12 protein-coding genes are annotated in these 15,084 nt (G+C 54.9%); 6 read left to right on the top strand and 6 right to left on the bottom strand.

Annotated elements, in window-relative coordinates:
• Positions 1-122: 122 nt before the first annotated feature.
• Complete coding sequence (locus Tam1G_RS00640) at positions 123-2,624, bottom strand: ABC transporter permease (protein WP_101625089.1); 2,502 nt, start codon at positions 2,622-2,624, stop codon at positions 123-125.
• Positions 2,625-2,643: 19 nt separating this feature from the next.
• Positions 2,644-3,345 carry an ABC transporter ATP-binding protein gene (locus Tam1G_RS00635; RefSeq protein ID WP_101625088.1) on the bottom strand — a complete coding sequence of 234 codons (702 nt, stop codon included), beginning with the start codon at positions 3,343-3,345 and terminating at the stop codon, positions 2,644-2,646.
• Positions 3,346-3,472: 127 nt separating this feature from the next.
• Between Tam1G_RS00635 and Tam1G_RS00630 the strand changes: the two genes are divergently transcribed.
• Positions 3,473-4,147 (top strand): TetR/AcrR family transcriptional regulator, encoded by a 675-nt coding sequence (locus Tam1G_RS00630; protein WP_133124953.1) that lies wholly within the window; start codon positions 3,473-3,475, stop codon positions 4,145-4,147.
• Here the strand turns inward: Tam1G_RS00630 and Tam1G_RS00625 are convergent.
• From Tam1G_RS00625 to Tam1G_RS00610, 4 genes are all read right to left on the bottom strand, one after another.
• Positions 4,107-5,483: a DHA2 family efflux MFS transporter permease subunit gene (locus Tam1G_RS00625; RefSeq protein ID WP_101625086.1), complete on the bottom strand. Its 1,377-nt coding sequence runs from the start codon at positions 5,481-5,483 to the stop codon at positions 4,107-4,109. The genes Tam1G_RS00630 and Tam1G_RS00625 overlap by 41 nt on opposite strands.
• A 69-nt stretch (positions 5,484-5,552) precedes the next feature.
• Positions 5,553-6,113, bottom strand: a complete 561-nt coding sequence (locus tag Tam1G_RS00620; protein ID WP_133124952.1) for a hypothetical protein — start codon at positions 6,111-6,113, stop codon at positions 5,553-5,555.
• 89 nt (positions 6,114-6,202) lie between these two features.
• Positions 6,203-7,276, bottom strand: a complete 1,074-nt coding sequence (locus Tam1G_RS00615) for a HAMP domain-containing sensor histidine kinase (RefSeq protein WP_242689662.1) — start codon at positions 7,274-7,276, stop codon at positions 6,203-6,205.
• Between the two features lie 8 nt (positions 7,277-7,284).
• Positions 7,285-7,836: a response regulator transcription factor gene (locus Tam1G_RS00610; protein ID WP_242689663.1), complete on the bottom strand. Its 552-nt coding sequence runs from the start codon at positions 7,834-7,836 to the stop codon at positions 7,285-7,287.
• Positions 7,837-8,087: 251 nt separating this feature from the next.
• On the opposite strand from Tam1G_RS00610, the gene Tam1G_RS00605 reads away from it, so the two are divergent.
• The 5 genes from Tam1G_RS00605 to Tam1G_RS00585 all read left to right on the top strand — a co-directional run bounded on the left by Tam1G_RS00605 (position 8,088) and on the right by Tam1G_RS00585 (position 15,055).
• The gene (locus tag Tam1G_RS00605; protein WP_101625084.1) at positions 8,088-8,951 is read left to right on the top strand and encodes a LysR family transcriptional regulator; all 864 of its coding nucleotides are present in this window, start codon (positions 8,088-8,090) and stop codon (positions 8,949-8,951) included.
• A gap of 250 nt (positions 8,952-9,201) precedes the next feature.
• Positions 9,202-9,771, top strand: a complete 570-nt coding sequence (locus tag Tam1G_RS00600; RefSeq protein WP_101625083.1) for a sugar O-acetyltransferase — start codon at positions 9,202-9,204, stop codon at positions 9,769-9,771.
• Between the two features lie 75 nt (positions 9,772-9,846).
• Positions 9,847-10,554: a LytR/AlgR family response regulator transcription factor gene (locus Tam1G_RS00595; RefSeq protein ID WP_101625082.1), complete on the top strand. Its 708-nt coding sequence runs from the start codon at positions 9,847-9,849 to the stop codon at positions 10,552-10,554.
• Positions 10,554-11,936 carry an ATP-binding protein gene (locus Tam1G_RS00590; protein ID WP_101625081.1) on the top strand — a complete coding sequence of 461 codons (1,383 nt, stop codon included), beginning with the start codon at positions 10,554-10,556 and terminating at the stop codon, positions 11,934-11,936. The genes Tam1G_RS00595 and Tam1G_RS00590 overlap by 1 nt, the downstream gene beginning before the upstream one ends.
• 182 nt (positions 11,937-12,118) lie before the next feature.
• Positions 12,119-15,055, top strand: a complete 2,937-nt coding sequence (locus Tam1G_RS00585) for a glycoside hydrolase family 3 protein (RefSeq protein WP_101625080.1) — start codon at positions 12,119-12,121, stop codon at positions 15,053-15,055.
• The last annotated feature ends 29 nt before the right edge of the window (positions 15,056-15,084 follow it).

Genomic DNA, 15,084 nt, shown 5'->3' with positions numbered 1-15,084 from the left:
GCGCGAACATACAAACAATTTCACCCCTGAAATCCTTCGTAAGTTCGCGCAGCACCCGTCAGTTGCGCGAACTTACGAAGAAATACACACGAATTAGCCGTCGACTCGACAAATGGATTGCATCACTCCGGGCTTTTTAGGGCGCCGACCATGTCGATGCGGTCGAGGGAGCGGTTGGTGGCGAGACTCACCAGCAGCGTGAAGGCGAGCGCCAGCGCAGCCGCGCCCGCGTAGCAGAACCAGGGCACGTTCGGCACGATGTTCATGCCCGGCAAATCCAACTGGCTCACCAGGAAGCCAAGCAGTCCGCGTCCACACGGCATACCGATCGCGATGCCGATGACGCTCAGCAGCAACATTTCCTTATTGACATACCCATGCACCTCACGCTTGCGGAAACCCAGCACCTTGATGGTGGCCAGCTCGCGTTCGCGTTCGGAAATGTTCGTGCTGGCTAGCGTGTAGAGCACCACCACAGCCAAGATCGCGGCCATGATCACGATGAAGCCGATCATCACGAAGAACAGTTGGAAGCTCTTCGAGAAGTCGCGCTCCTGCTTGGCGGAGCTCGTTACCGACAGGTATTCGCTCTGCTCGGCCAAATCATCCGCGAAAGCGATTTGCACGTCCGCATCACCCCGCACGTTGATGAGGTCGGCGTTCGGCACGTAATCCGCATCGAACATCTGCTTATATGCGGATTGGGACATGACGACCAGGTTGCCGGTGTAGTACTGGGCAACTTCATGCACGGTGGCGTCGGCGGTGTTGGCCATCTGATCAGTAAGGTTCACAGTGGAACCGGAGGCAAGCGCCAATTTGCGCGCGGCATTGGCGGTCACGATAATGGCATCATCCGCATATTCCAGTTCGATGGGTGAACCATTTGACGTTTGCAGATTGATGTACCCGTCTGTTGATTTACCGTCTGGAATGACCATCAGTTGTGCAGTGATTTTCGCATCGTCCGCGGTATCAGAGCCGGACTGTTGCGCCGGCGCAAGCGTGACGCTACCAAGCTGCAGCGGCAAGGTGGATTTCACTTCGGAATCATCATCCAGCGCGCTCTGAGCCTTATCGTGATTAGCGGCAGAAGTCACAGCCAGCACATCGTATGGTGCGATTTCGCTGTGCTGACGCGGCATCAGCGTCAGGGCGGAGCTGCCCATGCCAAAGCCGGCAGTCATCAACGCCGTGCAGCCGAGTACGCCGATGATGACCATCAGCGCGCGGGACTTGTACCGGAACAGGTTGCGTGCGGTCACCTTGCCGAGGAAGCTCAGGTGATTCCAGACGAATCCGATGCGCTGCAGGAAGATGGTTTTGCCGGCCTTAGGTGCCTTGGGGCGCATGAGTTCGGCCGGTTCCAATCGCAGCGATCCAGCACAAGCTACCATCGCGGCACCGGTAATAATGACCACGAACAGCAGCACACCACCGAGGGCAAGCCGCCAGTCAACCAGCAGCGGATAGTTCGGCAGCACATATATGTCAGTAATGATTTTTCGCGTGAACATGAACGGTAGCCCAATCAGGCCCAACACATCGCCGAGCAGTCCGCCGAACAGGCATGCGGCGCCCGAATACACCAGGTATTTGAGCATGATTTCGTGGCGAGTGTAGCCGAGCGCCTTATAGGTGCCGATGAGTCCGCGTTCCTCCTCTACCATGCGCGTGATCGCGGTGAGGCTGACCAACAGTGCGATGATGAGGAACAGCACCGGGAACATTGTGCCCAAGCGCGCAATCATTTCGGTTTGGGTTTTCACATCCTCATAACTGGTCACGGCACTTCGGTCGCGAATGATCCATTTGGCCTTGGGCATGGCATCGGTGCGCGCTTGCTCGCGAGCCGTTTGGATGGCTTCGATGTTGGCGACTGCATCATCAACGGCGTTGAGATAGTCGTCGTCATAGGTGTTCAGAGTTTTCGCGCCTGCCACGGTAATAACTACCGACGTGTACGGAGCGTCAGTATCGTTGAGCGAATCTTCGGAGACGAACATCGGGTAGACGGTTTTCGCACCGGATACCAAGGCCAGTGGGCCGGACGGGTTCACGATATCGTTCGGGTCGATCACCGTGCCAACGATGGTGTACTTGTCGGTCTCAAACATACCTTCCGAATCACCCGTAGCTCTTCCGGCAGCACCGGAATCATCGGGCTTGAAGGTCAAAGTATCGCCCAGCGACTTGCCGCTGTCGCGCAAGTACTGCTCAGTGACTGCGATTTCATGGGTCGATTTCGGCAACCTGCCATCCTTGAGATATGGCTGTTCAACGCCCTGATTATTGAGAGTGGTGATTGTTGCCGAGGATTGCTTGCCATCGATGGCCGTGGTCACGCTGGCCGAGTGTTCACCGGCAACTTTGGCGATGCCGTCGACCTGCTGCAATGCATCAATATCGTCATCATCGAAGCCGAGAGTGGAGATGATGGAGACGTCATGCATGGCTGTAGTGTCGAAGAATTCATCGAGGCCACCGCGAATATCCCGGGCTATGGCGTTGAGGCCACCAAGCATCATTACGCCGACCGCCACTATCACAAGCATGGCGGCGAAGCGTTTGCCATTGCCGGCGATGGCGCGCCATGCGTCTTTCCAGAGTGCCGTTTTCTTCATGAGTGTTCCTGCCGCTCCCCTACCATTCGATATCCGCAATAGGCGTGGGGTTCGGATTGCGCGTGATTTCGGTGACTTTGCCGGAGCGGAAGCGAATCAGACGGTCGCCCATCGGGGCAAGTGCCGAGTTGTGAGTCACCAGTGCCACAGTGATGCCATGCTGATGGCAAGAATCCTGCAAGAGTTGGAGCACTTCTTTGCCGGTGTTGTAGTCAAGTGCGCCGGTTGGTTCATCGCACAAGAGCAGCTTTGGATTCTTGGCAAGAGCTCGTGCGATGGAAACGCGCTGCTGTTCACCTCCGGAGAGCTGTGCCGGGAAGTTGGCGAGGCGGTTGCCGAGACCAACTTTGGCGAGGGTTTCACGGGCGTCAAGAGCGTTCGGGCAGATTTGCGAAGCGAGTTCCACGTTTTCGAGTGCCGTCAGGTTGGGCACGAGGTTGTAGAACTGGAAGACGAAGCCCACGTCGAATCGACGGTAGTCGGTGAGCTGGGATTCGTTGGCTTTGGTGATGTCTTTGCCATCGATGATCACCGACCCCGAGGTGGCGCGATCCATACCGCCCAGAATGTTCAGCGTGGTGGATTTTCCGGCGCCGGATGCGCCAAGAATAACGGCGAGTTCGCCCTGTTCGATGTCGAAGCTGGCATGGTTGAGCGCCAGTACTGCGGATTCGCCGCTGCCGTACTGTCGCACTACATCATGGAATTCAAGGAAAGCCACGGTATGTAAGTCCTCTCTTGCGATGGCATTCATTATGTCGCGATACAAGAAATACATCACTCTGTTGGGTAATAAAATCCACGTAATTCAGCATTATGTTGAGTTTTTACTTTGAAGCCGCGGTATCATGCGGAAAACACGATACGATGTTGAGTTATTGATTGGAGTCTGGCAGCAGCAAGAAGAGGCACTCATGGCACGACCGAAAACAGGTGAGCAAAGTGCACCAGAAAGAATGCAGGAGGCGTTTTGGCAACTGCTCGAGCAGAAACCGTATGCGCAAATCACCATCAGCGACGTCACTCGCCTGAGCGGACTCAACCGCAGCGCGTTCTACTACCATTATGGCAACATTCCCGAACTTGCCGACGACGCCATCGTCTCGATCTATGGAGATCCGGATATCACCGCGTTTATCGCGCATATTATTCGGCAGGATGAAGGAATTGATACCATACGTGACTATGCCATCGCCAGCATAGCCACGCCACAACGCGTTGCCAGCATCCGAAAGCTGGCGCTTATCGCCGGACCGCATGGCTCTACAGGACTGGCCAACCAGCTGAAAAGTCATGTCATCGAAATCTGGCTGGCGGCGCTTGGCTGCGATCCGGAGCCACTCAATCCAGGTCAACGCATTGTGTTGGAATTCGCATCCAGCGGCATGCTCGGCATCCTTGCGCAAGCACCAGCGGTATTCACTCCGGAAAATATCACATGGCTGAGCCGCTCCATATTGCCGGACATCATCGCACAGCTCATCAATTCATTGAAGAGCGACGGCAGCACACCACAGCCATGACGAGGCCTACTATAGCCACGACGATCATTGCCCAGAAAGCAATCGATACGCCACTTGGATTATTGCCGCAGGCGACCATCACCGCCACGAACACCGCGGACCCGAGCGCTCCGGCAATCGTGCGCAGCGAAGTCAACAATGCGCTGGCATCACTGGCATACTTGCGTTCCACCGAGGCCAAGCCCCAGGTTGCAGCCGGCATCATCACCATTGCCACAGCTACCGAGCGCACGGCGAGCACCACGGCAATCCACCAAATCGGCGTGGTATCGGTCAGGAAACCAAACGGAATCATCGTAACGGCCAGCAAGGCCATGCCGCCGATAGCCAGCGGGCGGATGCCGAATCGGTCAAACACTCGCCCGGTGACCGGTGAAGAGACTGCCATTACCAACGAGCCGGGCAGCATGGCGAGCGCGGATATCGTCACCGTGGCTCCATCCATCTGCTGCATGTAAATCGGCAGGATTGTGGAACCAGCGATGAGCACCGCATACAGGAACATGCTGAGCAGCACCGCCACGGTGAAGTCTCGCGTGGCGAAAATGCGCAACTGCAGCAGCGGATGATCAATCTTGAGCTGACGAACAACAAACACGGCAAGGCAGATGACACCCGCGGCGAGCGCGCCAAGGACCTGCCAGCTGAATGCAGGAGCCACGCCAAGATTACTGAAACCGAGCTGCAGCCCGACGAAGCCGAAGGCTGCAAGAATAAACGAGAGTATGTCAAGATGCGCGCTAGCTGATGTGGTGAGTACGTTGCGCATTACCGGGAACGCAATCACCAGTACGAGCGCCGAGATGCCACCAGACACCCAGAAAATCGACTGCCAGCCCCAATGGTCGACCATGATGCCGGAGATCGTCGGTGCGATCACCGGCGCTGCGGAAACCGCAAGCCCATAGAATCCCATTGCCGCACCAACGCCGGATTCGGCGTATAGCGCGAGAATGATCACCTGCGTCATGGATAGGGAGATGCCCGAGCCGAATGCCTGAATGATGCGCACCGCCATCAGCAATGGAAAACTGCGCGAAACTGCGGCCAGCAGCAAACCACCGGCGAACAGCGCAAGACCGGTCAAAAACAGCGGCTTGGTGTTGAAGCGTTTCATCATGAACGCGGTGGCTGGAATAATCACGCCCATCGCCAGCGAGAAACCGCTGGTCAACCAGTTGCCGAGCACTGCGGAAATATTGAGGCTCGTCATAATGGCCGGCAGCGCGGTGGTCAGTGATGTTTGTGCGAACGCGCCGGCGATGCACGCGGCCAGCAGTACTGCGAAAATCGATGTGCGCTGCTTAGCGGTTATTGTCTGCTGCTTCCCTGTCATACTGTGTGTGGTATCCCCTCTTCAACACCATGCGGCATACGCGCTTCGCAATAGCGCAACATACCTCGATTACTCGGACAATGATGATGCAAGCAATGCGCTTGCTTTGCGGCACACGTCGTCGTTGAGGTCGTAGAGATGCTCGATGGTCTGCGCGTTGCGGCGGCTGGATGATGCGGCAATGGCACGGCAGGCGGGGTATGCGGCGATCCAGCAGGCGAAACCGGGGACGGCAAGAACAATCATCAGCGCAAACATGGAGGCAAGATAAGCGAACGTTGCGCCGGCAAGGAATGCGCAGCCGATGAGCCCCAAGCTCAGCCCGGCGATACGGCTGTTGCGTGCCGGAGCAGCATCCAAATCAGCGATTTGCGCGGATTGTGCTTCGAAACGGCGCTGCAAACGGACAAGTTCGATTTTGTTGTCGATGGCTCGCGGACGGCGGAAACGCAGCGTTCGCGGGGAGGCGTCCTGCAGCTCCCAGCCGAATGCACGGTATCCGTCTGCGAGCATGGCGCTGCTCTCAGGCGTGGCGGTGACAGTCAGGCATTCATAGCCGACGTAATCGTTAGCGGATGTGCTTGCGGTCTGCGCTGTAGTCTGGGCTGCGGTCTGTGCTGTGGTCATCATCAAACTCCTTGACTCATGTTCGTTGGGATGATGATGCCTACCGTACGGGCGTTATGTTGGCCGACTGTTGAAGAATTGTTGGTCTTATATTAAAAACCGGCTGCAGCAGGCAGGGTAATGGTGACGGTGGTGCCGGAGCCTTGACTGCTGCGCACGGTGATTGTTCCGTGGCTCAAATCAACCGCGCGCTTGACCATTACCATGCCCAAACCGTTGCCTTCAGCAGCATGCGCAGTCGCGCCCTGATAGAACTTGTCGAATATGTGAGCGGCTTCGGTCTCGCTCATACCGCAGCCGTCATCGATGATTTCCACGGTGATTCCGCTCGATGTTGAGGTTTGACGCAATTTCACATGACCGCCCGGCTCGGTATATTTCAAGGCGTTGCCGAGCACATTGCTCCAGATGAGACTCACGATGCCAGGGTCAGCATGCACGGTGGCATGATCTTCCACGTCGAGTTCCAATGCAATGCCTTTGATGGCAAACAGATCGTACAGTGCCAATGCAGCATCGGTAAGTTGGCTCGCAACATCGTAGTCAGCGGCTTCCGCCACAATGCTCTGGCTTTCGAGCTTGTTCAGCTTCAGCGTGTTCGTGACCAATGTGTTTAACCGCATGGAAGCATCAACGATGGTATGCGCATAAGCCTTGCGCCGATCATCGCTGATGGCGTCACGCTCCAGTGCCTTGGCGTGCGTGGTGATGATTGCGAGCGGATTCTTGATTTCATGGCTCACATTGGACACGAAATCGTTCTTCATTGTCTCAATGCTGCCTAATTCGGCCACCATCGTGTTGAAATCAGCGAACATCTGATCCGTGGAATTCCATTGCCGGGTGCCCTCCACATGTCGAGGTGCCACATATACGGAGAAATCACCTTGAGCCACATGGCCGGCAGCCTCGCCCAATTCGCGCATAGGCTGTTCCAACCGGTTATTGATCTGCCGGCCAATCAGCGCTGCGAATGCTATGGCCAGCAGCAGCCAATATATAAGAATCACTACGGCAAGATACCAACGGTTTGCTTCCGGCAACCATCGCGGGAGCCAGACAATCAGACTCGTCTGGCCGGCTGCAGCCAGTACGAACACCAGAAACGACCACAGCACCACGCGGACGGACATCTTGCCCAAAGCCGGCTTGTTGCTTCCGCTCAACCGTTTGCTCACCTTGGCACCGCCTTGTATCCGAGACCACGCACGGTGACAATATCAAAATCCTTGCAATCGGCAAGCTTCTGCCGCAGCTTGGTAATGTACACATCCACAGCCCTGAGGCTCCCCGCATCGGCAGAATCCCAGAACTCCTCCATGAGCTGAGCACGGGAGAACACCTGCTTCGGGTAGCTCAGCAGGCGGTACAGCATATTGAACTCACGCATGGTCAGCGCAATCTCCTGACCTTGCAGCATGGCGGTCATCTGATCGGCATTCATAACGAACGATCCGATAGTCAGCCGCTTATCCTCGGCGATGCGTGCACGCCGCAGCAACGCTTCGATACGCAGCACCAACTCGTCCAAATCAACCGGCTTGACCATGTAATCGTCAATACCGGCACGGAATCCGCGACGCTTCGACATGATGTCGTCGCGCGCGGTCATGACGATGATAGGAATGTTCGGATCGATCGCACGGATGCGCTCGGTCAGCTCATAACCATCAACGCCGGGCATCATGATGTCGGAAACCACCAGATCGTAGAGGGTTCCATGCATCGCATCGAACGCTCGGTTTGCGTTAAGGCAGCCGGTCACTTTCATAGCCGGCGTCGCGCAGGGTATCGCAGGTGATGTCGTTGAGTGCCTGCTCATCTTCCACAACCAAAATTCTGGTCATATGCCCTCCCCTACCCGGCATTTGGGATTCACCGCCACATCGGTGACAATGTGTCAGCGCATTCTTCTCCCAGAAAAGTCTATCCATTTACAATGGATGCGTCGAATCTGCCGAAAAGGGAGCGGAAGTTATGGAATTGCGTGTGCTCAGGTATTTTCTGGCGGTGGCCGAAGAAGGCAACATTACATGGGCGGCACAACTGCTGCGCATCTCCCAGCCGACGCTTTCCCGGCAATTGAAGCAGCTGGAAGAGGAGCTCGGCGTCACCCTGTTCGAGCGCGGCAGTCATACCATCACACTGACCGAAGAAGGCCGACTGTTGCGCGACCGTGCGCAAACCATTGTTTCTTTGGCAGACAAGGCGGAATTTGAACTCAAGCAGTCCAGCTACGAATTAAGCGGCGACATTATGGCCGGCTGCGGCGAAGTGCGCGCTATGACATTCCTCGCCGACCGTATGGCCGCCTTCCGCACGTTGCATCCCGGCGTGCGCTTCCATGTGGTCAGCACCACTGCGGATGTGATTCAAGATCAGCTTGAACAGGGATTGCTGGATTTCGGTCTGCTCGCCGACCCGGTGGATACCAGCCGCTATGAATTCCTACGCACCAATATCACCGAACATTGGTGCGCGATGATTCCGAACGGCCATCCACTTGAAACCCACGATCACCTCTCCCCCGCTGACCTAGCCAACGAGTCGTTGCTCCTGCCCTCGCGTGAACCAGTGCGCCGCGTGGTACTGAACTGGTTCGGGCCTTATGCCCCGCATCTCAACATCGCCGGCACCTGCAATCTGCCAGCCAATGGCGCGGCAATGGCAGCCAGCGGCCTCGGACTGTACCTGTGCCTTGACCACGACACCACCTATCCGGGCGTGCGTGGAATCCGTCTTGCACCACCATTGGAAAGCAGTTCGGTGCTGGTGTGGAAGAAGCAGGGCACGGCCTCCCCTACAGCCGCCGCATTCGCCAAATTCCTGCAAACCATGTAATAGCCTTCCGGCTCCGTAAGTTCGGCTCCTTCCGGTGAGGGAGCTGTCCATATTTGCATGACTGAAACCCCATACATACTTGGCTCCCTCTGGTGAGGGAGCTGTCAGCCATCGGCTGACTGAGGGAGAGCAGCGATAGATAATGCAGTGCTCTCATGCCCCGCCGGCATGCAAGCACATAAACCATAGGTATTAGACAGCACCAACCCTGCGCGGTTCAATGATGGCAGCACACGACCAAGGAGCCATCATGACCACTAAAGCAGCCGATATTCTCGAGCGCGACCGCACCGGAAAGCCGGTCAACCCATGCGATCCCGGCTATTGCGCCATCGCCACCATCATCAACGAAACCAAGCGCCTTTGCGCCGAGCTCAACACCGGATACCACGAGCAGCAGGAGGCACACACCCTATTCGAGCGCATCGTCGGCCACCCGGTTGACCCATCATTCCGCTTCAACCCGCCGTTCTACACGGATTTCGGGCATAATATCGAAATCGGCCGAGGTGTGTTCATCAACTGGGGTTGCACGCTGATGGACCGCGGCGGCATCATTATTGGCGATGGCACATTCATCGGCCCGAACGTGCAGCTCATCACCATCAACCACAGCAAGAATCCAATGGACCGCGCCACCACCATAAGCCTGCCCATCATCATCGGCAAACATGTGTGGATTGGCGCAGGCGCCATTGTGTTGCAGAACGTGACCATCGGAGATGGTGCCATCGTCGGCGCAAGCGCCATCGTGACTCACGATATACCGGCGGGCAGCATCGTCGCCGGCAATCCCGCCCGCGAAATCGGGCATGTGTGACAGCACCGCTCAGTGGCGCATCACCACCATTGGTATGGTGATTACAGCAATACAGCCCACCAATGCAAAGGAGTGATGATGGTTGCGTTTGCTGTAGTCGACGACGATATCGAGGCACGCGAACAAATCAGCGCCTTCATCTCACGCTTTGCTGGCGAACGACAGCTGGACGCAACCATCACTGCCTTTGCTGATGCCGCAGAACTCCTACATCATTACAAGCCGGAATATGATGTCATATTCCTTGACATCGAAATGCAGCAAGTCGATGGCATCAAAGCCGCAAAAGTGATTCGTGAAACCGATCCGGCAACCATCATCGTATTCGTCACCAATATGGCTCAGCTTGCCATTAAAGGCTATGAAGTCGAAGCACTCGATTTTGTGGTCAAACCAGTGGATTATTACAGCTTCGCTATGGTGATGCGCAAAGCATTACAACGCATGGAACGGCGTAGATCCAGCACAATCAAGCTCATCACTCGAGATGCCGTGCACGTAGTGCCTATTGATCGCATCGACTATGTAGAAGTGCAAGACCACTACATCACCTACTGCACAGCCGAAGGCAATTACACGGTCAAAGGCACACTCGGCCAAGCCGAGCAGGCATTGCAGTCAGGTAATTTCATGCGCTGCAATCGCTGGTACTTGGTCAACATCGACAACATTACCGGTTTGGAAGGCAATACTATAACCGTGGGCAACCATCGCATTGAAGTAAGCCGCTCAAAGAAACAAGAGATCCTTAGGGCTATTGCAATTTCCTCAGGAGTCGCATAATGATGAGCTGGCTGGAATTCCCGGACGTGTTCTTCGGCACGGCACCATTGCTGAACCTCTTCAACATGGAAGCTGCATCCCTTGAACTTCTGGTAGCGCAATTATTGTTCGCGCTGCGTGCGCCTGCTCGCTCTCCTGGAGCCAAAAAACGCACGATGATAGCGATTCCGGTGATGATGCTGGCCGCTCTACTATGTGTGCAATGCACCATAGCCATAAGTACTATGCAGCGCTCCATTCTCAATTTTTCATTGATTTTCGTCATATCCATAGCGCTCATACGTCTGATTTGCCGATGCGACTGGCAGTTGGCGTGCGGCATCGCCATCTGCGGATACGCGGTGCAACATGTTGCCGCCGCAACAGAAGAAATCATGGAATTGGCGGTTGCCGGTATCGCCTCGCTGTCCGGCTTTGCAGTACTGACATCATGGCTGGTAAACGAGCTCATACGCATCGTCGTGTTCATCTGCGTATATGCAGCGTTTTGGCATTGGTATATCCGCACTTTTGACGTAGCAAAAGCTCGTCTGAGTTCACCGGCATCCTTGGCCGCGCTAACGGGCAGCACACTAGCGGTCACTATTGGTCTCAGTTCATATGCATACGCCAAGAATCTCGATGATCCGACAGAGTTTGCGATTCGCGCCATCTCCGCATTGACCTGCATTATCATCCTGTTGCTGTTCGGAGAAGTGGCGCACAGCCAAGCGCTTACCGATGAACTCGCATTCGTGCAACACATGAACGGTCTGCGCACCAATTATTACGAACAGCTCAAAGACACCATCGAAACCACCAACGTGCACTATCACGATCTCAAACATCAGATCGCAAGATTACGGGCCGCTACATCGCAAGCCTCCAGTACCACTAATAGTGTCAATGCAACGCATCAGATTCTTGATGAAATCGCAGACTCAGTTTCCACATATGATCACATTGCCAAAACCGGCAACGCGGCATTCGACGTGGTGCTGACTCAGAAAAGTTTGGAAGCCGCACGCAAGAACATTCATTTTACTTATATGGCCGATGCCGCCTGCGTAGATTGGATGAGCGACTATGATATCTATTCGCTTTTCGGCAATGCCCTCGATAATGCCATCGAGGCTGTGGAAAAACTGGAGAATCCGGAACAACGAGTCATCAAGCTAACCGCCGTTCTGCGAGGAAACCTCGTCAACATCCATATTTCGAATTACTACAACACCATTCATTGCGATGATGACGGCACCTTACGCACCACGAAAACCGATGCCGCATCCCACGGATACGGCATCACAAGCATGCGCATGATTGCAGAACGACTCGGTGGCGATTTGGCGATTACCACCGATAATGACATTTTCGACTTAGGACTGATTCTACCTAAACCCTGATTGTTACCATTCGCGTACGTTCATCCACCGCTTACGCACCTGAATTACCAGTACAATTCCCTCGTTTCTTATTGTCAAAACATAAGCAAAACAAGGCGTTGACGCCTTAATCCATCGCTTATAGCAACCGCTCAACGTCACCGAAGAATCGTTGACGGCAGAGATGATAAGAAGGAGAAAACATGCTGGGAATCAACTTCTCAGATGTCATCAGCACACTGCAATCCATCAGTGCACAGCTGATTGCCATTGGCATCACGATTGTTCTGGCTTTGTTGCTGACCATCGCCATTAACAAGCGAACTGTGCATAATCAGGGCGTTCGCAAACTTGTTCACTCACAGACGTGGATTGCAGCAGCTGTCGCAACCATTGTTGCGCTGAGCATGATGCTGTTCGGTCCACTGAACACGATGCTGTCTCTGCTTTCCGGCAGCGGCACGCTTACTGAAGAGACGAGCGCTCAAACCAAGGAACTCGCCACAGATATCGAGCGTGAAGGCATTGTGATGTTGAAGAACGACAGTGACACGCTGCCGTTGAACACCAAGAATGTCAACGTGTTCGGCTGGGCCTCCACCAATCCGATTTATGGCGGTACCGGCTCCGGTTCGATGAATGACCAGTATCCGACTACGTCGATCTTGCAGGGTATGGCGGATGCCGGCCTGAAAACCAATACCGAACTATCTGACTTCTACACGTCGTACCGCGCCGACCGCCCGGCGAACGATGCCGGCAATCAGGATTGGACGCTGCCCGAGCCGCCCGCCAGCACGTATTCCGATGAGCTCATCGCCAACGCCAAGTCATTCTCCAACACTGCGGTAGTGGTGTTGGCTCGCACAGGCGGCGAATGCTTCGATTTGCCGAGCAACATGTCCGATACAGGCAAGAACCGTCAGTTCGGCCCGGGAGATAGCGCCATCACCGGCCCGGACGAATCCAGCGACGCTGTATCTGTTTATCACAATAATTCCGCGGATTACAACGATTTCGAAGCCGGTCAGGGATATCTTGAACTCTCCAAGAGCGAGCGCGACATGATTGATCTAGTGACGAAGAATTTCGATAATGTGGTGTTGGTCTACAACGGCGCCAATACGCTTAATCTGAATTTCGTTGACGATTATGCGCAGATCAAATCCGTGCTGTGGGCGCCACCGGCTGGTCAGACTGGTTTCACGGCACTTGGCGAGGTTTTGGCTGGCAAGGTCAATCCTTCCGGCCGTGCCACTGATACGTTCCTGCGCGACTTCTCCGCCGCTCCCTGGTCAAACAACTTTGGTCAGTTCCAGTACAGCAATATGGATGAATTCGCTGTGGATACCGCCTTTGCCGGCCAAGATCTGCATGTAGTGCCGAGCTTCGTCAATTATGTCGAGGACATTTACGTTGGCTACAAGTATTACGAAACCGCCGACGATGAAGGCGCCATCGATTACGACGCCGTGGTGCAATATCCGTTCGGTTATGGCTTGAGTTACACGACGTTTGATCAGTCGATGGGTGACGTGACGTACAAGAACGGCGCCGTGAGCTTTGACGTGACCGTGACCAACACTGGTGATGCTGCGGGCAAAGATACGGTTGAGGTGTTTTACAATCCGCCGTATACCAATGGCGGTATTGAAAAGGCCAGTGCGAATCTCATCGACTTCGAGAAGACGAAGGAGCTCAAGCCTGGTGAATCACAAACCGTGCACATCGAGTTCCAAGATGAAGACATGGCATCCTATGATGCCGACAATGCTCGCGCCTACGTACTTGAAGCCGGAAACTATGGCATTTCCATCAATGCAAATGCGCATGAGTCAATTGCCGAGCAGACCGTGAACATTCCGCAGACCATTACCTACTCCGGCGACAATCATCGTTCTTCAGACGCTGGCGAAGTCACCAACGAGTTTGACAATATCAAGCCGACGTTCGAGACACTGTCTCGCGCTGATCATTTCGCGAACTTTGAGTCCGCAACCGCTGCCCCCGCCAGCACTGAGATGCCTGAACAATATAAGGAGACGTTCGTCAACGCATCGAACTACAAGAACGAGAACAACGCCTCCGATGAAATGCCTACCACTGGAGCCAACAATGGTGTGAGCCTCTACCAGCTCTACGGTAAGGATTACGACGATCCGATGTGGGATGATCTGCTCGACGAAATGACTTTCGACGAGATGAACCAGCTTATCGCTTTCGCCGGTTATGGCAATTCCGCAGTCGCATCCATCAACAAGCCTCGTCAGTCTGACGTGGATGGCCCTTCCACGCTGAATAACAACTTCACCGGAGTAGGCTCCATCGGTCTGCCTTCCGGCGTTTCGGTGGCCAACACGTTCAGTAAGGAACTGGCGCGTAAATTCGGCGAAATCATTGGCGACATGGCGCGCGAAATGAATGTGACCGGCTGGTATGCACCAGCCATGAACATTCACCGCACCCCATATGCTGGCCGCAACTTTGAATACTTCTCCGAAGATGGCGTGCTGTCCGGCATTATGGCCGCCCAGCAGGTTGCCGGCGCACGTTCGAGGGGCGTGTATCCGTTCATTAAGCATTTCGCACTGAACGATCAGGAAACCAACCGTGTAGCCATGCTCTGCACTTGGGCGAATGAGCAGTCCATGCGCGAAACCTACTTCAAACCGTTCGAGCTTGCCGTTAAGGATGGTGGCGCGACTGCGGTCATGTCTTCATTCAACTACGTTGGCAATGGCTATTCCTCCGCCAATGAGAACATGCTGAACGGCGTGCTGCGCGACGAATGGGGATTCCGCGGCTTCGTGGAAACCGACTACTTCGGTGGTTTCGGATATCAGATTGGCGATCAGGCGATTCGTTCCGGTAATGATGCAATGCTGGCAACTATTGAAGGTGCCAATGTAATCACCGACCACTCCGCAACCTCAGTGAAGGCTATGCGCACTGCTTCGCACAACATTTTGTATACAGCAGTGAACAGCTGGCTGTACGAAAATGGCCAGCCCAAGGTGGAAACGCCCACATGGCAATACATCTACTACACAGTAGTTACCGTTCTGGCAGTAGCGCTCATTGGGCTTGAAGTTCTTGCCATCAAGCGCTTCCTGAAGCGTCGTGCTGCACGCGAACAGTAATTCCGCGCAGATCGTGCCAATATCGAAGA

This window comes from Bifidobacterium imperatoris (genome assembly GCF_002860405.1).
Taxonomy (GTDB): Bacteria; Actinomycetota; Actinomycetes; order Actinomycetales; family Bifidobacteriaceae; genus Bifidobacterium; species Bifidobacterium imperatoris.
Note: the sequence above shows the minus strand (reverse complement) of the source record. Positions and strands in the feature narration are given on the sequence as shown.

Excerpts from the sequence above, each read along its gene's own strand:
- Tam1G_RS00640 (WP_101625089.1), bottom strand. The coding sequence starts at position 2,624 with ATGAAGAAAACGGCACTCTGGAAAGACGCATGGCGCGCCATCGCCGGC.
- Tam1G_RS00630 (WP_133124953.1), top strand. The coding sequence starts at position 3,473 with ATGCGGAAAACACGATACGATGTTGAGTTATTGATTGGAGTCTGGCAG.
- Tam1G_RS00625 (WP_101625086.1), bottom strand. The coding sequence starts at position 5,483 with ATGACAGGGAAGCAGCAGACAATAACCGCTAAGCAGCGCACATCGATT.
- Tam1G_RS00620 (WP_133124952.1), bottom strand. The coding sequence starts at position 6,113 with ATGATGACCACAGCACAGACCGCAGCCCAGACTACAGCGCAGACCGCA.
- Tam1G_RS00610 (WP_242689663.1), bottom strand. The coding sequence starts at position 7,836 with ATGCATGGAACCCTCTACGATCTGGTGGTTTCCGACATCATGATGCCC.
- Tam1G_RS00605 (WP_101625084.1), top strand. The coding sequence starts at position 8,088 with ATGGAATTGCGTGTGCTCAGGTATTTTCTGGCGGTGGCCGAAGAAGGC.
- Tam1G_RS00600 (WP_101625083.1), top strand. The coding sequence starts at position 9,202 with ATGACCACTAAAGCAGCCGATATTCTCGAGCGCGACCGCACCGGAAAG.
- Tam1G_RS00595 (WP_101625082.1), top strand. The coding sequence starts at position 9,847 with ATGATGGTTGCGTTTGCTGTAGTCGACGACGATATCGAGGCACGCGAA.
- Tam1G_RS00590 (WP_101625081.1), top strand. The coding sequence starts at position 10,554 with ATGATGAGCTGGCTGGAATTCCCGGACGTGTTCTTCGGCACGGCACCA.
- Tam1G_RS00585 (WP_101625080.1), top strand. The coding sequence starts at position 12,119 with ATGCTGGGAATCAACTTCTCAGATGTCATCAGCACACTGCAATCCATC.